Origin of the sequence: Rickettsia argasii T170-B (assembly GCF_000965185.1) — a bacterium.
GTDB lineage: Bacteria > Pseudomonadota > Alphaproteobacteria > Rickettsiales > Rickettsiaceae > Rickettsia > Rickettsia rickettsii.
The window spans coordinates 35,435-61,082 of record NZ_LAOQ01000005.1 but is presented as its reverse complement, the minus strand read 5'-3'; the positions used below and the strand labels follow the sequence as shown (position 1 = coordinate 61,082).

Below are 25,648 nucleotides of genomic sequence, written 5' to 3'. Positions count from 1 at the left end.
TCATTCCGTTGATTACAGGAATCCAGTACTGTTTGCTGTCATACCGTGGCAGGGCCACGGTATGACATTATTATGAAAAAAATTATTTTTAATAAACAACGAGATTTTATATCAATTATAGCACCGGCGTCAAGCTGTCCAGATGCACAAGATAAATTAAAGGAAGCTATTAAAATACTAGCGTTGCATGGTTTTAAAACTTTAGTAGATGATAAGATTTTTTCAGGTGATGAATTGCCTTTTTTCGCTGTTTCTAAAGAGGAAAGGTTGAGAATGTTTAAAGAAGCTATGGAAAATGAACAGGTTAAAATAATTTGGGCTTTTCGCGGCGGATACGGATGCAGTGAATTTGTAGAAGATTGTTTTAATATAGAACAAAAAGGGGATAAAGTCCTGATAGGCTATAGCGATATTACCGTTTTGCATTTATTACTAAATAACCATTATAATATCCCAACTATTCACGGTTCAGCGTTAACTTCGTTACTACCGCCTACTAATCAGGATATTATGCCTATAATAAATGTTCTTAAAGGAGAAAAGAGTGAAATACAACTTATACCTATAAAGAAAATTAGTGAGGAAAATATAACAGGTACAATAACAGGCGGAAATTTAACGGTTTTAACTAAATTGATTAGTACTGGTTTGCAAATTCATTCTCATTCCTATGCTTCTTTATGTCATTCCCGCAGAAGCGGGAATCCAGAAAAAATAATACTGGATCCCCGTTTTCACAGGGATGACAAAAAATTCTATTGCTTGAAGACGTTAATGAAAAAGCCTATGCCGTGCATCGTAATCTAGTTCAATTAAAAAATACCGGTATATTTGAATGCATAAAGGCAATAATCTTTGGTGATTTTACTAAAGGGGATGAGTTTGTAGAACAAGCTATAAAAAGTTTTTGTTTAAATCATATTCAAAATATTGGAACTTATAAAGCAGCAGGAATAGGGCATGGAGAAGTAAATCATCCGGTTATTATGAATCATGAAGTAATTATAAACAGTAATGTTTTAAGTTTTACTAGCCCTTTTGAAATAGCAGAAAACAAATGACAAATTCTATCAGAATAGGTACAAGAAAAAGTCCACTTGCTTTAATACACACTAATTTAGTTATTCAGCAAATCACACAATTTTTTCCTGATATCAATTGTGAAATAGTGCCGATTATTACTAGCGGGGATTTAATCCAAAATAAACCATTATACGATATAGGCGGTAAAGCTTTATTTTTAAAGGAAATAGAGCAAGCCTTGCTTGATAAAAAAATTGACTTAGCTGTTCATTCTTTAAAAGATGTACCGGGTAGAATACCTGAACCGCTAGTAATAGCTGCTGTTTTAGAGCGTGAAGACCCCAGAGATGTTTTTGTTTGTCTAAAATATAAATCTATAGAAGAGCTGCCGCAAAATGCCGTAATAGGTAGCTCGGCAGTACGAAGAAAAGCATTTATCCAAAAAATAAGACCGGATTTAAAGGTAACGGTTTTTAGAGGGAATGTTGATTCAAGAATAAAAAAGCTAATGACCGGCGAAGTTGACGCAACAATTTTAGCATATACAGGTCTTAAAAGGTTAGAGGTGTTTAATCCGGAGTATTGCCATTTGATAGAGTATTCACAGATGTTACCGTGTATAGGGCAGGGAATCATTGCAGTTGAGATTAGAAAAGACGATAATGCTATGCTTGAGATATGCAACCAAATTAATCATCTTCCCACTTTTGAACTCATAAAACCCGAAAGAGCATTTTTAGAGTATCTAGATGCTAATTGCCGCACCCCGATTGCTGCTTATTCACAATATCTAGATGCAGATCCTAGACATCTTTCCAAACTCGCTTATAGGGAGGCATTTGCAGAAAACACAGAAGCACTTGCCACCACAACGCACAAAAGCAATCGCACAGATGCGAGTACCGGATTGACTTACAAATTACCCCTAGAAGTAGAGTTTGGGAAGATGTCCAATATACAAACCAATTTTATGCTCGGTAACCTTGACTGCAGTAAAATAACTTTCCATACCGAAACTACCAATATCAAAACTTCAACAGAAGCAGGCATAAAAGCCGCTAAAATGATGTTGGAAGCTATCTGTAAATAAATTTTAATCGATAATTTAATTCTTTTTTGCTGCAAATTATAAGATTTTTTTGAAATATGAATAACATCCTATCAAAAATCTTATCAATTTTTGCTAAAAAAGCTCTTTACTTGCTAATTACAATTTATTTACAGATAACCTCTTAAATCAACTAGATAAATAGATATTTAGGGAATATACTCCTAAAATATCTAAATTTGCAAGATATTATCATGACAATACAAAGATTTTTAGCCTTAGAATTACCAAAAGGACAGTCCTGTTTTTTGTGGGGAGCACGTAAAACTGGTAAGTCAACATATCTAAAACAACGTTTTCCGGATATATATATATATATTTATTTATTACAAGCTGATATCTATAAAGTTTACTTTCAAAATCCTGAACGTTTAAGAGAAGAGCTTAAGTCAAAAGACGGCAATCTCAACTATTATTATGATGAGGTGCAAAAAATTCCCTTACTGTTAGATGAGGTTCATTATTTAATAGAATCTAATAAATCTTTACAATTTATCCTTTGCGGCTCCAGTGCTAGGTGCTTAAAATCAACAGGTAGCAATTTACTTGGCGGAAGAGCTTGGAGATATATGTTTTTGCCGCTCTATGCTATTCTGAGATAAAAAAGAGCTTGATTGGCATAAAATTTTTAATCATGGACTAATACCTGATCATTATATTGCATCAAAAAAGATTCATAAATATCTTGCGTCCTATTTATATGACTATATTTTACCTGAAGTACAGTTTGAAGCAAATTTAAGAAAACGCAAAGCATTTGCAAGGTTTCTAGAGATTATAGGCATTTCAAATGGTGAGATGATAAATTATAGTAATATAGCAAGAGATTGCGGTGTTGATGCAAAAACCGTTAGAACATATCTTGAAATATTAAAAGATATATGTATTTAGGATATCATCTTTATCCGTATAGATCACTTAGCAAAAGGCAAATTATTACGGAAATGCCTAAATTTTACCTTTTCGATACCGCACTTAGCAATTACCTAAGGAAATATGAATATCAGGAAATGACAGGGTTTGATGCTGGTAAATCTTTTGAGCATTATGCATTCTTAGAATTAATAGCTTATAAATATTTAAACGACAAAAGATATGAATTATTTTATTGGCGTACTAAAGAAGGATATGAGGTTGATTTTATATTTTAAAATAATGCATTTGAAGTTAAAATTGCTTCTTCTATACAAAAAAATCATTTAGAAGGTCTATTAGAATTTAGTAAAGATAGTGATTTTAAATTACATGTTATATCTTTTGAAAAAACAAAACGTATAATTAATTTAGAAAATAAAAAAATTACCATTTGGCCTATTCAAGAATTTTTAGATACTCTTTGGAATAATGAAATATGGCGATAAAATAATTAATAAATTTTTTCTTAAATTTTAATTTAAAACTAAACAGCATGGTTTATTACCCATATAAATATATGGACATTTAGTATAGAGCTAAGTATTATTAAATTAATCGATTAAATGCTAAAAATGCATTCTTCTTTTGAATGGGATAAAGAAAAAAATAAAATTAATATTGGTAGCATAACGTAAGCTTTTATGAAGCTCAAAAAGCTTTTCTAGATATCAAAAGGATAATCCTTCAAGATGTAGACCATAGTGTTACAGAAAAAAGATATTTTTGTTTAGGTAAAGTTGATGGTAATATTTAACAGTCCGTTTTATGTTCCGAGATAATCATATAAGAATTTTTGGAGCAGGATACTGGCGTAAAGATAAGAGAATTTATGAGCAAGAGAATAAAATACACTGATGGGGAAATAGGGGCAGTAAAAATAGTAAAAGATTTCTTAGCACATCCTAGAGAACTTTTATTAAAAGATGATTCCGTAAAAGTAACCATTTCTTTAAATAAAGAGAGCGTAGAATTTTTTAAATTAGAAGCAGCAACTGCACATGTCCCTTATCAAAAAATGATTAGGATTTTACTAGATAAATATACTAAGCACTATAAAGCAAATAAAATGGTATAATACTATAAACTGAGCTGGCGGATAGGGTGGGATTCGAACCCACGGTACGGTTGCCCGTACGCCAGTTTTCAAGACTAGTGCCTTAAACCACTCGGCCACCTATCCAAGAAGATTCATACCAAATAATCTTATATATTTCAAGGGAAATCTTGCAATATATGAATTTAAATTACAAATCCGAATTGTTCTTTCACTTCATTAACCGTTTCAGAAGCTCTAATTCTTGCTTTTTCTGCTCCTTTGTGCAGTATTTTTAATAAATATTCTTTATCATTCATTAATTCTAAATATTTATCACGTATCGGTTGTAGATTTGTAATAATAATTTCTGCCAAATCTTCTTTAAATTTTGCGAAACCTTGGTTCTGATAATTACCGATTATTTTTTCCAAGCTTTCTTCGGATAAACTGCTATAAATATCTAATAAATTACTAATTTCCGGTCTTGTTTCTTGATCATAGCTAACAAAACTTAAATGATCGGTTTTGGCTTTTTTTATTTTTTGATGAATAAGATCGTTATCGTCTTTTAAATTGATACGGGAAAAATCCGAAATATCAGATTTACTCATTTTCTTTAATCCATCCCGTAAGCTCATGATTCTTGTGCCTGTTTCGCTAATTAAAACCTCAGGAACTTTTAGAATTTCTTTGTTAAATTTTCTATTTATTACCCCTGCAATATCTCTTGTTAGCTCTAAATGCTGCTTCTGATCCTCACCTACAGGCACTATATCGGCTTTATATATTAAGATATCCGCTGCCATAAGTACCGGATAGGAAAATAACCCAAGACAAGCCTTTTCTTGATCGCTACCTGCTTTATCTTTAAATTGCGTCATGCGCTTTAACCATCCAAGCGGTGTAACGCAATTTAGTAGCCAAGCAAGTTCAGTATGCTCTTTCACCATACTTTGGGCAAAAATCGTTACTTTGTCGGGGTTAAGCCCTGCTGCTAAATAAACAGCAAGCACCTCCATAATTGAATTGTTAAGTTCTGATGGCTTAATATCAACCGTGATAGCATGCAAATCTGCTAAGAAGAAAAAACAATTATATTCTTCCTGCATTTTAACCCAGTTTTTAATTGCACCAAGATAGTTACCGAGATGTAAAGAACCGGTTGCTTGCACACCGGAAAGAACAGTTTTTTTCATTTAATACCTTTTTATTTTACTCATTGTAAAATTATGTTATAAATACCATTTTAATTAATATAATTATCTTAATAATTATGCTGTGGCGTTTAAGAATTTTATCATTTTACGGATTATTATCGTTATTTACATTTATTTTTTTTCTTATATGTTACATACCAGTAACATTTTTCAATGTCAACTATCACATAAGATATAGAATTGCCATTATCTTTTCTTATGCTTTTGTGTGGCTTGCAAAAATTTGTTGCGGTTTAAAATATGAAGTAGAGGGGCTTGAGAAATTACCGAAGACTACTTCAATAGTCGTGTCTAATCACCAATCCTTTTGGGATCAAATGTTTATGCAACTGATTATTCCTAAACATTCTTGGGTATTAAAGCGTGAATTATTTAATATACCTCTGCTTGGTTGGGGACTTCGGATGGTTAAACCTATTGCGGTTGACCGTGGTACTAATAGCTCGGTTGCTCAGATTTTAAGAGAAGGTCAGGAAAAAATAAAAGAAGGATTATGGTTAATAATATTTCCGGAATCAACTAAAGTTCCGCCTGATAGAACGGTAAAATTTAAACCAAGTGCCGTAAAGCTTGCTTCAATTACTAAAGTTCCAATTGTGATGATAGCTCATAATGCCGGTTTATTTTGGCCTAGAGGTTTTTGGTTTAAGCAACCTGGCACTATAAAGATAAAGATTATAGGTGTAATAGAAAAAGAAGAAATAGAGCAAACAGACGTACGTATACTTAATGACAAGGTTGAGCAATTGATTAACAGTGAAAAGCAAAAATTATTAAATTAATATTAGGTTTTAAAAATAATTAGTATTATCATAAAATTACAACTTAGTTCTTATGGAGTTATTTATGGTAAGGACAGCACCGTTAAAATTAATTGCGGTTATCGATAGTAAGCAAATGATGCTTTACGACGCTCAAGGAGTTAAAATTACTACTAATACACCTTTAAAATTATCTTTGGATTTAGAGGAGCATCACCACCATAGAGAAAAAAGACAAAGCCTTTACCAAAATAAATCTACACCGGCTTCGTTATTTGCGCCGCATACTTCGCTAAAAGATATAGCACATAAAGAAACAGCAAGGAGCGTTATTAAACATTTAGAGAAAGTAACTACTGCTGATCAAGCTAAATATAAGGAATTGCTAAGGATTTAGTGCAACATAGCGTATATGCAGTGGAACGAGCAGTATTTTCTTAGATAATCTTTATATGTCATTCCCGCGAAAGCGGGAATCCAGTAAAACCTATAAAAAACTTGTTTTTTTAGGTTTATTTTGTCAATAATCTGTAATTTTTATACTAGTATTAAGGTGATTCTTTCTAGACTCCAACTTTCGCGGGCATGACATAGAAGTCGTACAACAAGGTTTTTAGTTGTTTGCAATGATGATACAAATTAGGTGCCTAACTTATTAAATATTTCTTTTGTATTATTTGAGATAGTTAAACCAATTTGCTTATCTGTATCCTCAAAAGTTTTTATAGTCTTTTCATTAGGAATCTTAATATGTGGTTTGAAAGGCAAACCGCCGCTATTTATACATTGAGTTAGGAAAATATCCTCATGGCTTCTGACATAGTCATCCCCATTTGCTTAAATATTTCTGCTGCTTCAATTTTTATATCTGCTGAAACACGTAATCTAATATCTACTGTATTCATAATATAGCTCCATTCAGTTATTATTATCCGCTATAGTCAAAAATGATTTGAATTCACTTACATAGTCTCTCGTCGCTCTCCTATTATCTATAGGCTGCGCTTCTCACTCCTTGTAATTTACATCCAACTGATTTGACTACATTTTAGTATATATGGTGGCATGCGTCAATACACTCATATTTTAATTAAGAATAGTTGCACTAATAAGAAAAAGTGGTAAAATATCATATCGAACAAATTAAATATTATGAATAATTATGCCGCAAATTTATTTTAACGGTCCGGAAGGACGAATTGAAGGAAGATATGCAAAAGCTACCTCGCCTAACGCCCCTATTGCATTAGTTCTTCATCCTCATCCTTTATATGAGGGTAATATGAATAATAAAGTAGTTTATAATGCCTATAAGATTTTAGCAGATAACGGTTATACCGTCTTACGTATTAATTTTAGAGGAGTAGGGGGGTCACAAGGTAAATTTGATAACGGAGTCGGTGAAGTGGTTGATGCGGGGGCAGCTCTCGACTGGTTACAGCAGAATAACCCAAATGCTCAGTCTAATCTGATATTAGGATTTTCTTTCGGAGCATGGATAGCTATGCAACTTGTAATGCGACGTCCGGAAATAAATCATTTTATTGCTATTTCGCCGCCGGTTAATACAATTCATAAATATGACTTCTCATTCCTCTCACCTTGTCCTATTCCAGGGTTTATATTACAAGGAGATAATGATAGTATAGTATCGGCAGATGATGTAAAAGACCTAGCAAATAGATTATCTAAGCAACAATCCCATATTAAAGTTGATTATAAAATTATCAATGGAGCTGACCATTTCTTTCGTTATAAAACTGAAGAATTTTCTAAAGCAATAAATGCTTATTTAATAACAATTCAATCTAATTATCATCACCATAATAATAATGTAAATGAAGAAATTAGTAAGCACCCAAAGAAATTATTTTTATATTAGTTTTTGTTGTGTGGTTCGGCTTATCCATCATTGCGAGCAGGCGTTGTTGCGTAGGTACCCAAGTCGTCATTGCGAGGAAATTGCGTAGCAATTGACGAAGCAATCCAGTAAAAAATTCTGTAAATCAGAATTTTTTTTATTATTTTTCCGGATTGCCACGCAGTCTACGGCTGCTCGCAATTGACGATTTGCTATCCACGTGGGAATGACATAAAAGAATCCATATCACAACGTCTACAATTCTAAATAAGCTTCTATTGCCAAAATTAATATTTCATCTCTTTTAGCATCTAACTCTTGAGTTAATTCTTCGTAAATTTGCCTATCTGATAGAGAAGTAAAATTTTTAAATAGCTGCACTAATTTTAAAGAGGGGATAATACGAAAAGCATCTTTTAATATTTTGATCTTTTTATTGACATTAAGCTTATTATTTAAATTAAAGTAAAATTCTAGTAATTCTTCGTTATAAAAATTTAAATCTACAGCCGTTGCCAAATAATCTATAGCATTAGCCGTATTATTACTTTCTACTTCTTGCTTCGCTGCTAATAAATAATACTCAGCAATTTCCGGCATAGACTCATGTTTATGAAATTTTGCGAGCTTATTCGTTATAAAAATAAATTTCGTCCATAGAGAAAGTCTAGCATAACAACGCATTAAAGTAATTAAATTGTCAATATCAAGTTCATTGAAATTATAAGCCTTTGTTGCGTAATTTTCTGCTTTCTCATAAAAAGATTTATAATAATAAAGTTTTGCTAGATTTTTGCTACCGTAAAAAACAAATTCTTTAGATGTAATAAGTTTTTGAAAATAGGAAATTTTTCTATCTACATCCTCTTCAGTTACGGCTAAGATTAAATTATGGAATTCTTGTGAATCTTTTAGATCTTCAGAAAATAAATTTTTGCGAGCAATAGAAGCAGATTTAGCTTTATTATTCATAATATATTCGGCAAAAGCTAAAATTAAAGCATATCTATCGTGATTAATTTTTCGTTTACTAAAAATATTATGTATTTTAGATGGTAAATCGATAATTAATATTAGAAATCTAATGATAATAAAACAAGAAATTAGTAATAAAAGCCCTAAAATAAGACTAAAGAACAAGGTAGTCTCTATATTATAATCATATAAACTAATAAAAACTTTTGAATCAAAGCTCTCTATAAAAGTAAACCCGAAATAAAGCAGTAAAAAAGTAGCACATATTAATAATAACCTAAACATCTTTATTTACAAACTCCTGCATAAATTTTTCTGAATAAAGACAATCGATTAGATAGTTTAAGTTCTCTAAAATTAGAGGTTTATCTTGTTCTTTTATCATCATAGCAGAAGTTTTTTTTTCAATTTTGATAAACTTCTCCAGCCACTTATGGTTGGTAGGAAAAATTACTTCCGTACTACTTGATTTAGAAAAAAGATAATTATTATATGCTTCTAAGTTATTTAAAATATTCCTTATATCTTGAGGCAGCAGGCGGGATTTTACTATTCTTAGTTCTTTACTATAATCCTTATCTTGCATGAAATTATATACTAATAGATTTACATTTAATAAGTAATTAATATAGTCAAGTGATACCCATACGCCTATCTCGTCGCTCGTCGCTCTCCTATTAGTTATAGGCTTCGCTCCTTGTTCCTTGTATCCAAATGAGGCTGAATTGACTACAGTTTCTAATTTTGGTTCTACTAAATTAGTTGGTGCTTCAGGAAACTTTAAAGAACTTACGTAATTTAAAAGCGACTTGGTAGATAATAGAGGAGCTGCTTCCTTTTCTTCCAGGGTAGTATTTTCTTTATTTTCTACTGCTTGATCAGGAATTTGGCTTAAATCCTTATTTTCACTTTTAAACAGTTTTAAAATATCGGATCTATTATGATAAAGAGAAAAAGAAGATAAGACAAATATTACTATTGCTATAAAAAAGATATTTTTGCTTTTAAATAAACTATCGAATTTGTGCATTTTCAGATAATAACTTGATTATATCGTTAAGGTTTTGATCATCACAATAAACCACATTTTTTATAAAAGGTCTAACTATATTTGCGACTTTCAAACTTATGGCTACAACTAAACTATCTTGTAAGTACTCTAGTAAATTATTTTGCAGTAATAATTTTACTAAAGTCCTAGCACTATTTTGAGAAAAAGTAATATAAAATCAATATTATTTTTAAATTCTTTTATAATAGATACGGGCAACTCATTCAAATATTCTACATTATAAATGATATGTCTAACTATTTTGCTAGGTAAATCTTTAGTAATTTCATTTGAAGATAAATATATAGTCTGCTCATATAAATCAGGAGGAAAATGCTTAATCAAATCTTCCACGTTTTTAGCAGTATACATTACTTTCTTGCCTAATAATCGTTTTGACTTACTACCTACTACCCAAATATCTTGTTTTAAGTTATGACCGGTTAAGATACTTGCCGCATATTTACTAGTTATTATTATATTTGAGTAATTATCTAAAATATCTATATTAAAATCTAGAGTTTTATATTTAATTAAAGGACAATGAATATCACGTAAATCTAAATTATATTTACTTATTTCATTTATAGTTTCATTATTTTCTTCAATATGTCTAGTTAATAAAACCGATTTCATACAATATTTGTACTCCAATATAAAAAGCAACTGCCCAAATAATAATAGCAGCTATTTTATTAATTATAGTTAAAATCGTACTACTTTTATTTAGCTTTCTAATATTATAACCTGCAACTGCTAAAGAAAAAAACCATATCCAAGATATAAGTATGCAAGTTAAGGTAAATATAATTTTTGCAATACTGCTATACTTTAAAGCACTAATACCTATTACTATAATCGTATCCATAATTGCATGCGGATTTAATATTGACACCGATATAGCAAATAAAATTTGTTTTTGAGCTGAAAAAGCCCCGGAATTCATTGTAAGATCAATAGGCGGCTGATTCCAAGTATTATAGCCCATATAAATTAAGAAAATAAATCCAACAATAAATATAGATAATTTTAACCAAGAAATTTCAAGAATTAACAAAGATATCCCAAGAACTGCCATACATATAAGTATAGTATCACATATTGAGGCTGCAATTATGCTAGGTAAAGCCTTGCTAAACTTTGGCTGTTTTGCTCCTTGATTGAATATAAAAATATTCTGTACTCCGAGCGGCACTATTAAACCGAGAGCTAAAACGATGCCATGTAAAAAAGCACTTAATATATCATTATTCATTTAAATAGCCATTTTATATACTAGATTGTTACTGCTTCTATTTTATTAATTATTTTTAATATTATAGCATTTTTATTTAATTTTCTCATATTATAACCAATTATTGCCAATTATAAAAACCATATACAAATAAACATGTAAATAATTTTAATGTCATTTCCTTGATATTTGTAAAAACCAATATTTAATATACTCATTATATATGGGTTTAATATAGATAATATTGATATCACAATATAGAAACTAAACTTTGTTTCCACATAGAAATAGGCTAAGATTCTATTGTTAAATTAAAATATGATTGATTCCAAGTATTATATTCCATACAGATTAGAAAAATAAATCCAATTATGAAAAAAGGTATTGCTATATACCAAATCATAAAAATAAAGAAGAAATCATGATTGAAAACGATTATATGTATAAGTATATTATAACATATCAAAGCAACAATTACACTAGGTAGAGCTTTTTTGAAGCTACGATATTTTGCACTTTGATTTAATATAAAAATATTTGGTATAATGGAAGAAATAGCAAAATATGGTATTAAAAATATTATACTTAATATATATCATTCATTATTGTAATTTAGTTTTTATTTTTAATAATATTAATAAAGACGGAATAGTTATAATAATAGTAAATAAAAAGAAATTTTGCCAACCGAAATTTACTACCATATAGCCTGAAATTATAGGAAAAATTGAGCGCGAAATCCCCATCATCGATGAAAGAAAAGAATATTGAGTAGCTCGAAATTTACCTTGACAGAGTGCAGAAATAAAAGCGATATAAGCAGTCATTGTCATACCGCCGGTAATACTTTCTATTCCTATCGTAATAAATAATAATAAAGAATTTTTACCGTTTATTTCAAGAAAAATAAATAAAATATGTCCTAAAGCATGAATAATACCAAATAAAAATATACTATTTAATATATTTTTATGTTTCATAATAACACCGCCGACAAGTCCACCGATTATAGCTCCTACAACTCCACAAAACTTTCCAACACTTGCTATTTCAAAAGCATCATACTCAAGATGAAGCAAAAACGGATTAATCATAACATTAATTAAGTTATCCGGTAACCTATATAATACTAGGAAAATTAATATAAGAATAATGAAATAAACAGAACCTATAGGTTTTAACGCATTATATATAAAATTTATTATGTTTTTTTTATTTTGATTATTTTTTATATCATTCTTGATTATCTGTATATGTATGTTCTCGTTTAAACAACAATACTTAATTCCTACCATCAATAAAATTAAATAAATAAATACTAAACCGGCAAAGATTTTATATATTTCATTAAATGTTAAATAAAGAGATAAATAAATAGCTCCAGAACCGGCTAAAAGCATACCGACCCGATAACCGAATATATATATTCCTGAAGTAAACCCAAGAGATTCTTTAGGTACTATTTCCGTTCTTAAAGCACTTAATATAGTATCTTGTGCAGCACTAAAAAAAGAAATAATTAAAGCCGTGAAAGCAAATAATAATAGATTAGTACTAGGATCTAGAAAGCTGAAAATATATATAAGAAATATCAATGCACTACTAGTTAAGCAAATCCAAGATAATCTATGACCGAATATGTTGTTTAAATATTTAATTTGCACTGCATCAAAAATCGGTGCTAACAAGAAATTAATAGAGTAGGGAAGCGTTATGAATGATAATATACCGATTGTTTGCAGTGCTATATCTTCTTTAGCAAGCCAATAATTTAAAGTATTACCGGTAATCATTAGATTAAAACCGCTAATAAACCCAAACAACCAAATAATACATAAACGAGAGTTATTTAACATGAATTTATTTATATACTTCGAGTAAATGAAGAATTGATAGACGAAGATCAACTTCAAAAAGAGCAAGGAGTCTATAAGGCGAGGAGCGGAGCATATACTTTTTTGAAGTTGATCGAGTATATATGCCTTTAGCTCTAAGTTCCTATAGGCTTAATATGCAAAAATGTGAGTATTCTGTTTATTTGCGGCATGTAATGTAATCATGTTATTTTAATTTCTCAATATCTTTCTTATCTAATTTTGTTATTTTCATAATAGCTTCTAAAGAAAGTCCTTCTTTTTTTCATTTCTTTAGCCATAGTAATTTTCTCTTTTTTTCTACCTTCTTCCAATACCTTCTTGTTTCCAGCTATGAGCTAAGCTATTCATAAGGTTTCCTCCTAATGCAGGGTTTAAATGCGATTTAAGCATTTTTTCTATTTCTATTTTATCATTTTCCCTAATCTTATTTAAGGTGTAGAGGACAAAATTAACTCTATATAATCTATACCGATATTAACTTTAATAAATTCTGGTAAAAGATCAGCTACTTCTTGCCATCTCTTTAATAAATCTCGTTCGTGGATATGTTTAAAAAAAACTGCAAGATTCCAGACCAAGCTTTTTCTTTTAATTTTTCATCAGAAATATTTTGAACATTAATTAACTGATAATCATTAATCCATGTATTTTTTACAAGTTCACTGTTTTCAAATAACTCCCATAGATTAGTAGGTGCATTATAGTTTTGTACACCATTGTAGAACACACAAAGGTACACAAAAGGAAATTTTTTATTTCCTGTCGCCTTCCTTATGATATTCAGCAATTTTTAACATATACTTAAACACACGAAAAGCCATATACGGATCAGGAGTGCTGTGGTTTTCCAAAAGTAAAAATAAATATCCATTTTCATTATTAAATTTAGCGGAAAATAAAATATCTACTATAGATTTCTTTAGGCTACGCTCTACAAAACTATCTTTTTTCCATTCTAAGAGCTTCAAAAGAAAGTAAAGTTTTGATATGTGGCAGTAGGTAGGTTTCAAAGAACTCTTGAGTAACTATAGGGTTTTCAAATGCAACTCTTATAACCTCATCATGTTTTGGCTTGCTATTTTTCTTTTTAGACATAAATGTTATTTTTTGACAAAAAACATTATATAAGGTTCTTTATTATGAGTATATAAATAACTAATAAATTTTTTATCGCTATTTGTAATAATTATTGCTCTTTTGTTATTAATGGTTAAAATCCATTTTAATACTATCTTTTTTTATTTTTCTAGCAGTAATAATTACTGCAACTTTTTTTCGTAAGTAATTACAGAATTTATAAATTACAGGTTGTATTATAGATATTGGGAATTATAGTTATAAAAAGTTCTATAGTACCATATGTGAAGATCAATTAAATTTTGATCTAGCACTTGAGCAATTAGAAGATAGCGAATCTTTAAACTCAACAGATAAAGCAAGGTTAGAAAAAATTTGCTCTTTTCAAGTAGAAGACGGAATGGTGCGTTTGGAGGTAACACAGGGTTATGATTGCTTACTAAGTCTTTATCTAGACAAAAATGCTACTTTAGTTCAGCAATATAAAGCGATTAAAAACGATAGTTACGGTTTAGATACTTTATATATTAAAAAATGATGATGATTTCCTAAAATATTATAGCGGTTATACAGCGGATTAGATTCCTTTTTTAAACAGTTTACTCTCTTAATATACCGGGAACTTACTGCTAGATGTTTATATAGGCTTAGCTTAATTCATGTATTAGGCAGGTCATCTTTTAATGAACAAACTATACAAACCGATTACAGGCTTGCCATAGAAGAAATACAAAATATAATTAAACTAACCGGTATAAAGCAAAATAACATACTCGATATAGCATTGACTATTTAATGATAAGTTTGCTATTCATGCCGGCACAGTAATATCCTCTAGTCTACTAAATAGTGACTTAGATAGTTTCTATAGATTTCATATTGTTATGAATTCTAATGACCCCGTTAGTCAAGAATCAATGGAAAAATTAGCTTCCATGAAATATATCAGAGATTATTCTATAGATTTTACTACTTTTCCTGAAAATATATTAAATCAAGCTTTAGCCGATAAGAAAATAAAATTTACGGATAATTGGCCTAGTTCAATAATGTATAGGTTATATTTTGATCAAATCTTTCCTCATCTAGATTCTATATTATATCTTGATGCAGATATTGTAGTACTGCGTGATTTAAATTCTCTTAAAAAAATAGATATGAGTGATTATATATTGCTGCGGGTAGCATAGATACAGGTATTACATATTGTAGTCATAAAGTGACAAAAGAATATAAGAGAAATATAACTCATTCTTATAAAAATAGCAGGGTAGTATTTTTAAACTTAAAAAATATGCAAGAAAAGCAAGATAAAAATATGCTTTTAGAAACTTTACAAAATTCAAAATGTGATTTTTCTTTTCCTAACCAAGATTTATTAAATGTTGCATTTCAGCATTATATTTATCCCTTATCGATGAGATGGAACTGTTGTACATATTTTGAGACTCAAAGCCCTTATTTTTCTTATTTCATTTTACACTATGCAGGACCTAAGCCATGGACTACCGATAAGCAGGAATTATGGAAGACAAATCAGGACACATGAGATAAGATCACAAATATTACTGGTGATATAAAGAAATAACACCTTGGAGTAGTATAAATTAATTATTTTAATTGACTTTAGCACTTAAGAGATTTAAAAATTAACTTTAATATGTAAGGTTACAATAAAAATGTTACCGCCTAAAATTTTCTTTGAAAAAGTTAAAGAAATAATTTGGCCTATAGAAAGGAAAGAATTAAAGCTATTTATACCTATGGCTTTAATGATGTTATGTATCCTTTTTAATTTTGGGGCTTTAAGATCTATCAAAGATAGTTTAGTAGTACCCTCTATGGGGGCTGAAATTATTAGCTTCTTAAAATTATGGTTAGTATTACCCTCGTGCGTAATTTTTACCATACTTTATATTAAACTTAGTAATAACTTAAATTTTGAATATATTTTCTACATTATAGTCGGCAGTTTTTTACTATTTTTCTTATTATTTGCCTATATTATTTATCCAAATCAAGATATCTATCATCCTAATGATGAAATGATAAATAAATTAATTGCTTCATACCCTAATTTTAAATGGTTTATTAAAATAGGTAGTCAATGGAGTTATGCACTGATGTATATTTCCGCGGAATTATGGAGTGCAGTAGTCATAAACTTAATGTTTTGGCAGTTTGCCAATCACATTTTTGATACTTCTAAAGCTAAAAGATTCTATCCCGTTCTTGGAATGGTCGGTAATATCGGTCTTATAATAGCAGGCAGCGTACTTGTCTTTTTCTCAAGCGGGCAGGACGTCATTGATTCAGAATTATTACCGGATTCTTTTAATTCATCTGCCGGAAATGCTATAATGCTTCAGCCAATCATGTCAATTATTGTTACTGCAGGAATAATTGCTATGCTTCTATTTAGAATAATAAATAGATTTATTTTAACAGATTCCATAAATGTTTTAGATGCAAAAAAAGTTACAGCTAAAATGAAAACAAAACTTTCGGTAATTGAAAGTATCAAATTAGTAATTCACTCAAAATATATAGGTCGTATTGCCTTATTAATAATCTGTTATGGATTATTAATAAATATAGTTGAAGGACCTTGGAAAGCAAAAATAAAAGAATTACATCCAAACACTATAGACTATGTTAACTTTATGGGCAGGTTTAATATTTGGATGGGGATATCATGCGTTACTTTCATGATAATAGGCAGTAATATTCTTAGAAGACTCGGTTGGCTCATTTCTGCATTATTAACTCCTATTATGTTGTCTATTACCGGCTTGATGTTTTTTATCTTTATAATTTTTATTGAAGAAATAGGAGAATGTTTCGGTGGTTTTAATCTTCTATATGCAGCGATTATTGTTGGAGCAATTCAGAACATACTGAGTAAATCGTCCAAATATTCACTATTCGATTCAACAAAAGAAATGGCGTATATTCCTTTATCTTTAGAACTTAGAACTAAGGGAAAAGCTGCCGTAGAGGTAATAGGTACTAAATTCGGTAAATCGCTTGGAGCATTTATACAGTCTTTGATATTTATTATTATTCCGACTGCTACCTTTGATTCTATTATAATATATTTATTAGTAACTTTTATAGTTATGATGAGTTTATGGATTTGGAACGTTATAAAATTGAATAAGGAATATATAGAGCTGTGTAAGTAAACGTCATTGCAAGCGGGCATTGTTGCGTAGATACCACCCAGTCATTGCGAGCAGTTGTAGACTGCGTGGCAATCTCATGCAATAATAACAAACTCCTGAGATTGCTTCGTCAATTGTTATGCAATTTCCTTGCAATGACGAAAAAACTTATCCATACAACAACAGAAAACACACTATAATACCGATTTAAAGATGAAAAAAATTCTTAAAATAATATTATTTATAACTATCTTTATTATACTCGCATATAGTGGGCTGTGGTTTACTATTATGTTCTCTTTATCACACTCTATAAATCAAAAATATGCCGGTACCAACCTTAATATAGAAGAGGCTGATAATAATCCTAATCAGCAATATCTTATTAAGTTTTCTAAAGTTCAGCCATATGGTTTTCCTTTCAAATTAGGTATTTCAGTAATTAATTGGCAAGAAGAGAGTATTAATAGAGTAACTGAATTTACCACACCGATAAATATCGGTTATGATTTACTTAAGCAGAAATTATTTATACATTTTTCCGGAGAAGCATTTGGAAAATTTAAGCCGGTTCAAAGAGGCTTTGGAGTAAGATTTTATAATGAGAACTGTATATTATCAACAAAAATACCGTTAAATTTAAAATTATTTGAAATAGTACGATTTAAAAAAGATTTATTTGAAGTTATAAATTTAATAGAAAATATTAAATTTACTTCCAGTAAAACAGAAATTTTTGACTTAGTTGATAATCAAAAATTATATGAAGAAGATCATACTATACTTACTATGTTATTTGACAAAAGTAAGTATTATACAAGTAAACAGGATTTCCTTGATAACATACCGCAAAAATTAGCAATTTATTATGAAACCGAAATAGTACAAAGTAACCTTGAAGATAGAATAATACCTGCCGGCTTATTATTATATCGACCCGCTTGGAATAATAATTTCAAATTTTCCGGTAATTTCTTGATTAGTACTAGTAGTGTGCATTTTAAAGATATTGCTAAAGATTTAACAATTGAAGTTACTAATGCAAAAATCAATAGTAATAACTTTGAAAATAATATTAATTTATTATATAAAGGTAAGTTAAACGATTTCGGCAATAATAATATTGATCTTTTGGTAGATTCGCAATTTAAGCTAAAACCTGGTTTTATAATAGGTGCATTAGAATTTATAAAGAAATATTACGATAAGCAAACCTATTTATTTAAACTTTCTGATAATAAGCTATATAAAGATTTTAATAATGAACTAAGCTATATTTTAAATAATAATAAACAATATAATTTTAGTATTTTTGAAGATAGGGAATATAATTTTAATTTAAATATTAATTTAGTGACTGAATTAAACAAATTAACTAGAGCACAGATAAATGCTTTAAGTCTCTATTCAAACGCATCGGGATTTAATATAACAAATGAAACTATAGTAAATGCTCTTAAAGATTCTTACAGTAAAGGTACGATAGTAATTAATGATTACTCTAGAATAATAGATGTTTTAAGTGCATATATATACGGAATAGGGGATTTTAAAGATTTTTCGGAAGAGAGTAAGGAAGTATACGGGAATGCTTTGAAATCATTTTTAAAAACTATTTCCGATCACCCGAATTCATCTAATTTAATTGATGCTAGCATTGAGTATGTGTTTGATTTATCCGATTTAAACAAAGCTAAAATAGGTAATATAGATGATATAAATAAACTTATACCTTTATATTATTTATCTTTATATCAAGCAGCAGTAAAAAAAGTGCAACCCGGTGAAAATGTAAAAGAAAAAATTATGGAGTTAATTCCTAATGTTAATAAAAAAATATTAGAGGAATGTATACTCGATGAACTTCGTTAATCATCATTACGAGCGACTGAAAGACGCGTGGCAATCTCAGGATTTTGGCACGAGATTGCTTCATCAAAATTTTCAATTTTTTCTTGCAATGACAGAATAATAATTTAATCATTAGCTGTTTAAAAAGTGATGAAGAGTTAATAGAAAAGGTCGGTAAATATTTACTAGAAGCAGGAGGTAAAAGAATTCGTCCGCTTTTAACTTAATGACAGAACAATTTATAAAAATACCAACCATGAATATTATAGTAAAAATACAGCAAGATTTAAAAGATGAAGTAACTAAGTTAAACAATTTAATCATTAGCTGTTTAAAAAGTGATGAAGAGTTAATAGAAAAGGTCGGTAAATATTTACTAGAAGCAGGAGGTAAAAGAATTCGTCCGCTTTTAACTATAATAACTGCTAAAATGTTTGATTATAAAGGCGATAATCATATAAAGCTCGCAAGTGCCGTTGAATTCATTCACACCGCCACATTGCTTCATGATGATGTGGTAGACGACAGCACTTTAAGAAGATTCAAACCTACGGCTAACGTTATTTGGGGCAGTAAAACAAGTATTTTAGTGGGTGATTTCCTCTTTAGTCAGTCTTTTAAGTTAATGGTAGCTTCCGGCTCTATTAAAGCTATGAATGTTCTAGCTAAAGCTTCGGCAATTATTGCCGAAGGGGAGGTAGTACAGCTAGTGAAGTTAAATGAACGACGTATTATAACTATAGACGAATATCAGCAAATAGTTAAATCTAAAACCGCCGAACTATTTGGAGCTGCTTGTGCAGTTGGAGCTATTATAGCAGAGCAGGTAGACCATATTTCTAAAGATATGCAGGACTTTGGGAAATTACTCGGTACGATATTTCAGGTTATAGATGACTTGCTTGATTATTTGGGTAATGATAAACAGGTAGGCAAAAATATTGGCGATGATTTCTTAGAAGGAAAAGTTACGTTACCGCTGATTTTTTTATATAATAAGTTAGAGCAAGATAAGCAGCTTTGGCTCGAAAATATCATTAAATGTGATAAGCGTACTAACGATGACTTTGTAAAAATACATGACTTAATGGTAAAGCATAAAATTTACAATGAAACAGTTAATGATTTGAGTAACTTAGAAAATGAAGTAAGTAAGTTATTAAATAAAATTCCGGTTCAGAATATTTATAAAGACTATTTGTTTTCGATTATTAAATTTATTTTGGATCGCTCTTATTAAATTAAATTGCATTCGTAGCTCAGCTGGATAGAGCGTTGCCCTCCGAAGGCAAAGGTCGTTGGTTCAAATCCAATCGAATGCACCATCACTATTTTTATTTTCCATAATATAGATTATAGAACAATTACTTAATATTGAAAATTGACAAATGGCTGGGACGGGAGGATTCGAACCTCCGGATGACGATACCAAAAACCGTTGCCTTACCACTTGGCGACGTCCCAATGTAGAAATTAGAAATGTATAGACCTTATACCAATAAATAGCGGAAACGTCAATTACAATAATTATTGTAAAAATAAATTTATTTCATTATTAAGCCAATTCCTCGCTTGCGTGGATAATAAATCATAAATTTTAGCTCTAATTTTGTTATAATATTCCTTGATATAGTTTATTTCATCAATATTAAGTAGTTTCATATCAGTCAATTTACTAGCATAAGGCACTAGGCTTAAGGTCTCAAACTCAAGCCATCCATTATTTTCTTTTACATACATCAAATTCTCAATCCTAATACCATATTTGCCAGGAATATAAAAACCCGGTTCATTAGATAAGATCATACCTGCTTTAAGTATTATTTTATTACGAAGATTTATGCTTTGCGGTCCTTCGTGAACACTTAAGAAGCTCCCTACCCCATGCCCTGTACCGTGTGGATAATCTAGCACTTCTTGCCATAAATATTGCCGAGCGAGTATATCAAGATTAGCTCCTGCGATGATATTTTTTGGGAATTTAGCTTTAGCTAAAGCAATATGTCCTTTAAGTACTTGCGTATAACGCTTTTTCTGCTCATCTGTCGGTGTACCTATTACTATTGTTCTAGTTATATCGGTAGTAGCACCTTGATACTGACCGCCGGAATCTATCAGTAATATCCCCTGCCCTTCAATTTTTTTAGCAGTTTTTTGGTCAGCTCTATAATGAATAATAGCACTATTTTCCTGAAATCCGCAAATAGCAGGAAAACTATCCGAAACATATCCCTCTTGTTTAGCTCGTTGCTCTGTAAGCTTTAAACCGAGGGAATACTCGGTCAATTCGTTATTTCCTATGTCATCCCCGCGAAGGCGGGAATCCATATTATGTTTTTCTGGATCCCCGTTTTCACGGGGATGACATTGAGCAAAATCAGCAAAAAATTCACATAAAGCTACTGCATCTTTAATATGCAAATCGATTGCATGCTTAATTTCTACATCATTCTTACAAGCTTTAAGCATTAAGCATGGATCGGTAATTTGTTGTACTTTTTTATCAGCTACTAAGTCCATTATATGAACAGATGCTATAGTATCATCAATAAAAATATTAGACATCTTCCCACACTTCGCTTCTAGAGGTAATTTAGACATCGATCCGATACTCGCATCCTCACTTACGCTTTTGTACACTGCGGTGCTGCGTTTCGTATCTCCTTTAAGTTCCTCTCTATAAGCTGGTTTGGAAAGATGTTTATTCTCGCTATCTCTTAAAATATTTTCAAATTCTTCTTCCGGTAAAATCGTTATTTCAGGACGAGCATTAATAATTTCGGCATCGATTCTTGTAGGATTTATAAACAAATATAATTGTGTAGAAGTGAGTATAACTTTTGCAAACATTAAAGGCGTATAAGCAACGTCACTGGCCCGCAAATTTAGTAACCAACATATGGAGGAGCTATCGAGAATGACTAAGGCAGATTGCTCGGTGTCATTCCCACTTTCCTCTATGTCATTCCCGCAAAAGCGGGAATCCAAAAAAATTTCACGACATTTACTTATTTTATCAGTATGACTAACGCCCGCAAACTTAATATCATGCAAATAAACTTTAGAGTTTGGCTCTAGCGGCTGATTTGGCCAAATCTTATCAACTAAATTTCCATTAATCTTCTGAAAATTGAACTTTAAATTTGATATAGTGGGATAAGTAAATAATTCAGAATCATATCCTATTTTTGCATCTTTACCAAACTTAGATATATCTTTTAAGTCAAAAAGCTTAAAAAGCTCTAAATCCAGCTCTTTATTTGCTTGCTCTAAATAACGTCCATCGGTAAAGAATAATGCTGTATCTTTATATATAATAGCTATACCGTTTGAACCAGTAAAACCTGTTATATATTCAAGTCTCTTTGCGTAGCTTGGAACATATTCACTCATATATTTATCGTTAGACGGAATTATATAACCGTCTATATCATATTCTGTGAATAAATTTCTAAGCAGATTAATGCGGATTTTTGCCATGTTTATATCTCTTATGTCGTGCTCTTGCCCGCTTGGGGACTGAGCCGTCATTGCAATGAAATTACTTAAGTAATTGACGAAGCAATCCAGTTAAAAAATTCTGATTTACAGAATTTTTTTTATTATTTTTTCTGGATGGCCACGCTCCTTGCAGTCGCTCGCAATGACAGCTCAGCATCCAGCTAGGCAACGCTCATAGACGGGAATGACATTTATACCATCCATAATACAAAGGAATACCAAAGATAGTAAAAGAACTAGCTATAATCAAAGTTTTAACAGGTGTTTCATAGATAACCCATGCACAAAAGATAATCGATATTATAGCTATAAGTAAATAATAATAAGAAAAATTTTCTTTTGAGCTAAAAATCACCTTTAAAAAAGCTAAGCTACAAATTAAATAGACGAATAAGAATGTGATTGCCGAGAAATCTATTATTTGTGTAATCTGTTTGGCAAAATTATCATTTGCCGTAAAGACCAATAACGGCACAATGCCAAGGCAGCTTACAATAATTCCGTGAGTTGGAGCGTTATTGCTATTTTTCTTAGCAAAAAATTTCGGTAATAAACCGTCTTCTGCAAGCCCAAGAGCTATCTGTCCGCTAGTCAGCACCCAAGCATTGAGCGTACCTATACATATAATCGAGGCTATAACCGTAATTACGCTTGACCATTTACCTCCGAATAATAATGAAGCGGCATCGGCATAAGGAGCTTTAGCACTAATAAGTTCAGAAGCAGGGATTAATCCCATTATACCTATGCTATTAATAATATATAACACTGCTACGCAAAAAGTTCCAACTATTATGGCTCGTGGAATGGTTTTTGCCGGATCTTTTACTGCACCTGCCGTGGTAGTCGCACATTCTATGCCGATAAATCCCCAAAAAGTAAGAAGTGCAACTCTTCCCATAATGCTCGGAATGCTTAAATTCTCTACTTCCTCGGCAATAGTTATATTATCTATATTAAAATGTGATAAAGCACATAAACCTACTACAAGCAATGGAACAAATTTTAAGAGAGTTAAATAAAACTCTGCTTTCCCTGCTACTTCAGGACCTTTTAAATTTAAAACCATAATAGCACCTAATAATATGATTTGTAATATTAAGTCTAAAATCGCTTGTGATTTAAAAAAAGGCGTTAGATAACCTATTGCCGAAATGACTACTATACTTGTACTGACAAAGGATATAACCCAGTAAGTCCAACCGGTGAAAAAAGCTATTTTATCCCCGAAATTTGCCCGTACATAAACGTGCGGACCTCCTGTTTTAGGAAATTTTGCACAAAGGGTAGAAAATACAAGTGCTATACTCATAGCACCGAATAATGAAAGTACCCAGCCCCAAATGCTGTATATACCGAACGGTGCTAAACTTAACGGCAATATAAAAACGCTAGTACCGATTTGACTGCCGGTTACTAAGGCAAAAACCGCCCAGAAATCTAATTTTTGTGACATATTAATCTAATTTAAAGAAACAGCTTTAAAATAGCTGAAATAATGATTTTTAGCAATAGTTAAAACTACCTATAATTATTTTACTCTTGATTTCTAAACAAAAGATTAATAGCTTTTTAAGCTATCAAAAATAATCTTAGGAGTTAATATGCCAAATCGCACCACTAAAGTTTATACAGTGAAATCAGGAGATGCTTTATCAAAAATTTCACAAAATTATGATACTCCTGTTCAGGATTTAGTTAAATATAATAATATACGCGATCCTAATCAATCATATCGCAGTAGGCTGGGGGATTTTATTTTCCGGTGATTTGCATGATTTTTCTTAAAATAAAGCTATTGGTGTAATAGTCAACTGCAATTGACTTTTTATGGATGTGCTATAATTGCTAGAATAGTGTGATATTATCTTTGTTTGGTCCATAATACCAAAAAATTCTATAAGCAGCAGGAGTATTATTTTCAGCATAAGCTTCAAATATTTCTTCTCCGTTATGTCCTTTAACAGATTTTTATATTTATGGGTATTTAAACTAGGATGACGAGGGTTTGCCTGTAGATATGCCAGTGTTTTTTTACTGCTTTTAAACGTTTTTCTAATCCTTTATTATTTTCGAGTTCTTCCAAATCTTTACTAGGCGGAGAAAAGAAATCAATTCTTTCCTCTAGTGCTTTTCGTAAGCTTTCAATATTAGGTGAAGGATAAGAGAATATTTTATTATAAACCCAGTTAAACATATTTTAAAACCTTTATTGATTTTAAAGTGTTACACGCTAAAAGATTTGCCACAGCCGCAATTAGCTTTTTCGTTAGGATTGGTGAAAGTGAATTGGGATTTGAATTTAGTCTCTACATAATCCATTTCAGAACCTAGAATATACATTAATGCCTTTGGGTCGATTAGTATCCGTACGCCCTTTTCTTCAACTACTTCATCGAATTGATTTTTACTATCGGCATATTCCACGTAATAAGTCTGACCGGCACAACCGCCTGACTTAACCCCTACCCTAATACCAAAGGTAGGCTTGGCGCGTTTTTCTATTAGCAATTTTACTTGCTTTGCAGCAGAATCGGTTAATGAAATAACATTTTTCATGTTTTAAGAGTCTTTTTTGCTTTCTTTTTTCTGTTTGTAATCGGCTATAGCTGCTTTGATTGCATCTTCAGCAAGTAGTGAGCAATGTAATTTTACCGGTGGAAGTGACAATTCTTTTGCTATTTCGGTATTTTTAATAGTCTCAGCATCTTCTACCGATCTTCCTTTAACCCACTCCGTTACTAAAGAACTTGAAGCAATAGCTGAACCGCAGCCGAATGTTTTAAATTTAGCATCTGTAATAATCCCGTCATCATCAACTGCGATTTGTAACTTCATAACGTCACCACAAGCAGGAGCTCCAACTAGTCCTGTACCAACATTTTTATTTTCTTTATCAAACGATCCAACATTACGAGGATTTGCATAATGATCTATCACTTTTTTGCTATAAGCCATTGTTATTCCCTCAAATTTGGTTTTGTATGTTATACTTGC

Annotated in this window: 26 protein-coding genes, 3 tRNA genes and 7 pseudogenes; 15 read left to right on the top strand and 21 right to left on the bottom strand. The window is 30.7% G+C overall.

Going from position 1 to position 25,648, the window contains the following annotated elements:
- The first annotated feature begins 72 nt into the window (after positions 1 to 72).
- The 6 genes and pseudogenes from RAT170B_RS06115 (at position 73) to RAT170B_RS06095 (ending at position 4,121) form a co-directional block, all read left to right on the top strand.
- A pseudogene (locus tag RAT170B_RS06115) lies at positions 73 to 1,061 on the top strand (LD-carboxypeptidase).
- Positions 1,058 to 2,113 carry a hydroxymethylbilane synthase gene (hemC, locus tag RAT170B_RS06110; RefSeq protein ID WP_045805881.1) on the top strand — a complete coding sequence of 352 codons (1,056 nt, stop codon included), beginning with the start codon at positions 1,058 to 1,060 and terminating at the stop codon, positions 2,111 to 2,113. The pseudogene RAT170B_RS06115 and the gene hemC overlap by 4 nt, the downstream one beginning before the upstream one ends.
- A gap of 212 nt (positions 2,114 to 2,325) precedes the next feature.
- Positions 2,326 to 2,733, top strand: coding sequence for an AAA family ATPase (locus RAT170B_RS10630; protein ID WP_045805880.1), 408 nt, complete (start codon positions 2,326 to 2,328; stop codon positions 2,731 to 2,733).
- A gap of 22 nt (positions 2,734 to 2,755) precedes the next feature.
- Positions 2,756 to 3,022, top strand: a complete 267-nt coding sequence (locus RAT170B_RS12440; RefSeq protein ID WP_409994162.1) for a DUF4143 domain-containing protein — start codon at positions 2,756 to 2,758, stop codon at positions 3,020 to 3,022.
- A 53-nt stretch (positions 3,023 to 3,075) separates the two neighbouring features.
- Positions 3,076 to 3,282: a DUF4143 domain-containing protein gene (locus RAT170B_RS12435; RefSeq protein ID WP_409994160.1), complete on the top strand. Its 207-nt coding sequence runs from the start codon at positions 3,076 to 3,078 to the stop codon at positions 3,280 to 3,282.
- Between the two features lie 593 nt (positions 3,283 to 3,875).
- Complete coding sequence (locus RAT170B_RS06095) at positions 3,876 to 4,121, top strand: hypothetical protein (RefSeq protein ID WP_045805879.1); 246 nt, start codon at positions 3,876 to 3,878, stop codon at positions 4,119 to 4,121.
- A gap of 15 nt (positions 4,122 to 4,136) precedes the next feature.
- Here the strand turns inward: RAT170B_RS06095 and RAT170B_RS06090 are convergent.
- Positions 4,137 to 4,226 (bottom strand) — tRNA-Ser (locus tag RAT170B_RS06090).
- Positions 4,227 to 4,285: 59 nt separating this feature from the next.
- Entirely contained in the window at positions 4,286 to 5,278 is a 993-nt protein-coding gene (trpS, locus tag RAT170B_RS06085; RefSeq protein WP_014120857.1) for a tryptophan--tRNA ligase, read from the bottom strand.
- 77 nt (positions 5,279 to 5,355) lie between these two features.
- Between trpS and RAT170B_RS06080 the strand changes: the two genes are divergently transcribed.
- Entirely contained in the window at positions 5,356 to 6,081 is a 726-nt protein-coding gene (locus tag RAT170B_RS06080) for a lysophospholipid acyltransferase family protein (protein ID WP_045805878.1), read from the top strand.
- A gap of 64 nt (positions 6,082 to 6,145) precedes the next feature.
- Positions 6,146 to 6,501 (top strand): annotated as a pseudogene (locus RAT170B_RS06075) (hypothetical protein).
- A gap of 198 nt (positions 6,502 to 6,699) precedes the next feature.
- Here the strand turns inward: RAT170B_RS06075 and RAT170B_RS10620 are convergent.
- Both RAT170B_RS10620 and RAT170B_RS10615 read right to left on the bottom strand, forming a co-directional pair.
- On the bottom strand, positions 6,700 to 6,828 hold the full coding sequence (locus RAT170B_RS10620; protein WP_014014418.1) for a hypothetical protein: 129 nt from the start codon (positions 6,826 to 6,828) through the stop codon (positions 6,700 to 6,702).
- Between the two features lie 23 nt (positions 6,829 to 6,851).
- The gene (locus RAT170B_RS10615; RefSeq protein WP_014014419.1) at positions 6,852 to 6,965 is read right to left on the bottom strand and encodes a type II toxin-antitoxin system RelB/DinJ family antitoxin; all 114 of its coding nucleotides are present in this window, start codon (positions 6,963 to 6,965) and stop codon (positions 6,852 to 6,854) included.
- 257 nt (positions 6,966 to 7,222) lie between these two features.
- Between RAT170B_RS10615 and RAT170B_RS06060 the strand changes: the two genes are divergently transcribed.
- On the top strand, positions 7,223 to 7,942 hold the full coding sequence (locus RAT170B_RS06060; protein WP_014014420.1) for an alpha/beta hydrolase: 720 nt from the start codon (positions 7,223 to 7,225) through the stop codon (positions 7,940 to 7,942).
- A gap of 234 nt (positions 7,943 to 8,176) precedes the next feature.
- Here RAT170B_RS06060 and RAT170B_RS06055 read toward each other — a convergent pair whose 3' ends face one another.
- From RAT170B_RS06055 to RAT170B_RS11715, 10 genes and pseudogenes are all read right to left on the bottom strand, one after another.
- Complete coding sequence (locus RAT170B_RS06055) at positions 8,177 to 9,181, bottom strand: tetratricopeptide repeat protein (protein ID WP_045805877.1); 1,005 nt, start codon at positions 9,179 to 9,181, stop codon at positions 8,177 to 8,179.
- Positions 9,174 to 9,926 carry a palindromic element RPE2 domain-containing protein gene (locus tag RAT170B_RS06050; protein ID WP_045805876.1) on the bottom strand — a complete coding sequence of 251 codons (753 nt, stop codon included), beginning with the start codon at positions 9,924 to 9,926 and terminating at the stop codon, positions 9,174 to 9,176. Before RAT170B_RS06050 ends, RAT170B_RS06055 begins: the two co-directional genes overlap by 8 nt.
- A pseudogene (locus tag RAT170B_RS06045) lies at positions 9,910 to 10,583 on the bottom strand (uroporphyrinogen-III synthase). The gene RAT170B_RS06050 and the pseudogene RAT170B_RS06045 overlap by 17 nt, the downstream one beginning before the upstream one ends.
- A complete protein-coding gene (locus RAT170B_RS06040) occupies positions 10,561 to 11,202 on the bottom strand; it encodes a LysE/ArgO family amino acid transporter (RefSeq protein WP_045805875.1) in 642 nt (213 codons plus the stop codon). Before RAT170B_RS06040 ends, RAT170B_RS06045 begins: the two are co-directional and overlap by 23 nt.
- 581 nt (positions 11,203 to 11,783) lie before the next feature.
- Positions 11,784 to 13,037 carry an AmpG family muropeptide MFS transporter gene (locus RAT170B_RS06035; RefSeq protein ID WP_014014425.1) on the bottom strand — a complete coding sequence of 418 codons (1,254 nt, stop codon included), beginning with the start codon at positions 13,035 to 13,037 and terminating at the stop codon, positions 11,784 to 11,786.
- Positions 13,038 to 13,242: 205 nt separating this feature from the next.
- Positions 13,243 to 13,448, bottom strand: a pseudogene (locus RAT170B_RS12230) (transposase).
- 38 nt (positions 13,449 to 13,486) lie between these two features.
- Positions 13,487 to 13,636 carry a transposase gene (locus RAT170B_RS11730; RefSeq protein ID WP_014014427.1) on the bottom strand — a complete coding sequence of 50 codons (150 nt, stop codon included), beginning with the start codon at positions 13,634 to 13,636 and terminating at the stop codon, positions 13,487 to 13,489.
- The gene (locus tag RAT170B_RS11725; protein WP_024704577.1) at positions 13,582 to 13,785 is read right to left on the bottom strand and encodes an Rpn family recombination-promoting nuclease/putative transposase; all 204 of its coding nucleotides are present in this window, start codon (positions 13,783 to 13,785) and stop codon (positions 13,582 to 13,584) included. The genes RAT170B_RS11730 and RAT170B_RS11725 overlap by 55 nt, the downstream gene beginning before the upstream one ends.
- 25 nt (positions 13,786 to 13,810) lie before the next feature.
- Positions 13,811 to 14,026, bottom strand: a complete 216-nt coding sequence (locus RAT170B_RS11720) for an Rpn family recombination-promoting nuclease/putative transposase (RefSeq protein WP_041404334.1) — start codon at positions 14,024 to 14,026, stop codon at positions 13,811 to 13,813.
- Positions 13,998 to 14,153, bottom strand: coding sequence for an Rpn family recombination-promoting nuclease/putative transposase (locus RAT170B_RS11715; protein WP_261368747.1), 156 nt, complete (start codon positions 14,151 to 14,153; stop codon positions 13,998 to 14,000). The genes RAT170B_RS11720 and RAT170B_RS11715 overlap by 29 nt, the downstream gene beginning before the upstream one ends.
- Positions 14,154 to 14,316: 163 nt before the next feature.
- Here RAT170B_RS11715 and RAT170B_RS12225 point away from each other — a divergent pair.
- The 5 genes and pseudogenes from RAT170B_RS12225 to RAT170B_RS05990 all read left to right on the top strand — a co-directional run bounded on the left by RAT170B_RS12225 (position 14,317) and on the right by RAT170B_RS05990 (position 20,475).
- Positions 14,317 to 15,710 (top strand): annotated as a pseudogene (locus RAT170B_RS12225) (glycosyltransferase family 8 protein).
- A 104-nt stretch (positions 15,711 to 15,814) separates the two neighbouring features.
- The gene (tlc3, locus tag RAT170B_RS06005; protein ID WP_045805873.1) at positions 15,815 to 17,320 is read left to right on the top strand and encodes a nucleotide exchange transporter Tlc3; all 1,506 of its coding nucleotides are present in this window, start codon (positions 15,815 to 15,817) and stop codon (positions 17,318 to 17,320) included.
- Between the two features lie 192 nt (positions 17,321 to 17,512).
- Positions 17,513 to 19,171 (top strand): hypothetical protein, encoded by a 1,659-nt coding sequence (locus RAT170B_RS06000; protein ID WP_045805872.1) that lies wholly within the window; start codon positions 17,513 to 17,515, stop codon positions 19,169 to 19,171.
- A gap of 235 nt (positions 19,172 to 19,406) precedes the next feature.
- On the top strand, positions 19,407 to 20,390 hold the full coding sequence (locus RAT170B_RS05995; protein WP_014014430.1) for a polyprenyl synthetase family protein: 984 nt from the start codon (positions 19,407 to 19,409) through the stop codon (positions 20,388 to 20,390).
- 8 nt (positions 20,391 to 20,398) lie between these two features.
- Positions 20,399 to 20,475: transfer RNA gene (locus RAT170B_RS05990), tRNA-Arg, on the top strand.
- Between the two features lie 64 nt (positions 20,476 to 20,539).
- Here the strand turns inward: RAT170B_RS05990 and RAT170B_RS05985 are convergent.
- The 4 genes and pseudogenes from RAT170B_RS05985 to RAT170B_RS05975 form a co-directional block, all read right to left on the bottom strand.
- A tRNA-Gln gene (locus RAT170B_RS05985) sits at positions 20,540 to 20,614 on the bottom strand.
- Between the two features lie 63 nt (positions 20,615 to 20,677).
- On the bottom strand, positions 20,678 to 22,630 hold the full coding sequence (locus tag RAT170B_RS05980; RefSeq protein ID WP_045805907.1) for an aminopeptidase P family protein: 1,953 nt from the start codon (positions 22,628 to 22,630) through the stop codon (positions 20,678 to 20,680).
- Positions 22,631 to 22,694: 64 nt separating this feature from the next.
- Positions 22,695 to 22,808, bottom strand: a pseudogene (locus RAT170B_RS12430) (lytic transglycosylase domain-containing protein); the annotation flags it as partial.
- 15 nt (positions 22,809 to 22,823) lie between these two features.
- Complete coding sequence (locus RAT170B_RS05975; protein WP_045805871.1) at positions 22,824 to 24,107, bottom strand: APC family permease; 1,284 nt, start codon at positions 24,105 to 24,107, stop codon at positions 22,824 to 22,826.
- 148 nt (positions 24,108 to 24,255) lie between these two features.
- Here RAT170B_RS05975 and RAT170B_RS05970 point away from each other — a divergent pair.
- Positions 24,256 to 24,439: pseudogene (locus RAT170B_RS05970) on the top strand (LysM peptidoglycan-binding domain-containing protein).
- Between the two features lie 199 nt (positions 24,440 to 24,638).
- On the opposite strand, the gene RAT170B_RS05965 reads toward RAT170B_RS05970, so the two are convergent.
- The 3 genes from RAT170B_RS05965 to iscU are packed head-to-tail and all read right to left on the bottom strand — an operon-like array spanning position 24,639 to position 25,609.
- Positions 24,639 to 24,848 carry a hypothetical protein gene (locus RAT170B_RS05965; RefSeq protein WP_045805870.1) on the bottom strand — a complete coding sequence of 70 codons (210 nt, stop codon included), beginning with the start codon at positions 24,846 to 24,848 and terminating at the stop codon, positions 24,639 to 24,641.
- A 29-nt stretch (positions 24,849 to 24,877) separates the two neighbouring features.
- Positions 24,878 to 25,210: an iron-sulfur cluster assembly accessory protein gene (locus tag RAT170B_RS05960; protein ID WP_004998325.1), complete on the bottom strand. Its 333-nt coding sequence runs from the start codon at positions 25,208 to 25,210 to the stop codon at positions 24,878 to 24,880.
- Between the two features lie 3 nt (positions 25,211 to 25,213).
- Positions 25,214 to 25,609 (bottom strand): Fe-S cluster assembly scaffold IscU, encoded by a 396-nt coding sequence (gene iscU, locus RAT170B_RS05955; protein WP_045805906.1) that lies wholly within the window; start codon positions 25,607 to 25,609, stop codon positions 25,214 to 25,216.
- Between the last annotated feature and the right edge of the window lie 39 nt (positions 25,610 to 25,648).

Coding starts and splice junctions, on each gene's coding strand:
- hemC (WP_045805881.1), top strand. CDS start 1,058: ATGACAAATTCTATCAGAATAGGTACAAGAAAAAGTCCACTTGCTTTA.
- RAT170B_RS10630 (WP_045805880.1), top strand. CDS start 2,326: ATGACAATACAAAGATTTTTAGCCTTAGAATTACCAAAAGGACAGTCC.
- RAT170B_RS12435 (WP_409994160.1), top strand. CDS start 3,076: ATGCCTAAATTTTACCTTTTCGATACCGCACTTAGCAATTACCTAAGG.
- RAT170B_RS06095 (WP_045805879.1), top strand. CDS start 3,876: ATGAGCAAGAGAATAAAATACACTGATGGGGAAATAGGGGCAGTAAAA.
- trpS (WP_014120857.1), bottom strand. CDS start 5,278: ATGAAAAAAACTGTTCTTTCCGGTGTGCAAGCAACCGGTTCTTTACAT.
- RAT170B_RS06080 (WP_045805878.1), top strand. CDS start 5,356: ATGCTGTGGCGTTTAAGAATTTTATCATTTTACGGATTATTATCGTTA.
- RAT170B_RS10615 (WP_014014419.1), bottom strand. CDS start 6,965: ATGAATACAGTAGATATTAGATTACGTGTTTCAGCAGATATAAAAATT.
- RAT170B_RS06060 (WP_014014420.1), top strand. CDS start 7,223: ATGCCGCAAATTTATTTTAACGGTCCGGAAGGACGAATTGAAGGAAGA.
- RAT170B_RS06055 (WP_045805877.1), bottom strand. CDS start 9,181: ATGTTTAGGTTATTATTAATATGTGCTACTTTTTTACTGCTTTATTTC.
- RAT170B_RS06050 (WP_045805876.1), bottom strand. CDS start 9,926: ATGCACAAATTCGATAGTTTATTTAAAAGCAAAAATATCTTTTTTATA.
- RAT170B_RS06040 (WP_045805875.1), bottom strand. CDS start 11,202: ATGAATAATGATATATTAAGTGCTTTTTTACATGGCATCGTTTTAGCT.
- RAT170B_RS06035 (WP_014014425.1), bottom strand. CDS start 13,037: ATGTTAAATAACTCTCGTTTATGTATTATTTGGTTGTTTGGGTTTATT.
- RAT170B_RS11715 (WP_261368747.1), bottom strand. CDS start 14,153: ATGTCTAAAAAGAAAAATAGCAAGCCAAAACATGATGAGGTTATAAGA.
- tlc3 (WP_045805873.1), top strand. CDS start 15,815: ATGTTACCGCCTAAAATTTTCTTTGAAAAAGTTAAAGAAATAATTTGG.
- RAT170B_RS06000 (WP_045805872.1), top strand. CDS start 17,513: ATGAAAAAAATTCTTAAAATAATATTATTTATAACTATCTTTATTATA.
- RAT170B_RS05995 (WP_014014430.1), top strand. CDS start 19,407: ATGAATATTATAGTAAAAATACAGCAAGATTTAAAAGATGAAGTAACT.
- RAT170B_RS05980 (WP_045805907.1), bottom strand. CDS start 22,630: ATGGCAAAAATCCGCATTAATCTGCTTAGAAATTTATTCACAGAATAT.
- RAT170B_RS05975 (WP_045805871.1), bottom strand. CDS start 24,107: ATGTCACAAAAATTAGATTTCTGGGCGGTTTTTGCCTTAGTAACCGGC.
- RAT170B_RS05965 (WP_045805870.1), bottom strand. CDS start 24,848: ATGTTTAACTGGGTTTATAATAAAATATTCTCTTATCCTTCACCTAAT.
- RAT170B_RS05960 (WP_004998325.1), bottom strand. CDS start 25,210: ATGAAAAATGTTATTTCATTAACCGATTCTGCTGCAAAGCAAGTAAAA.
- iscU (WP_045805906.1), bottom strand. CDS start 25,609: ATGGCTTATAGCAAAAAAGTGATAGATCATTATGCAAATCCTCGTAAT.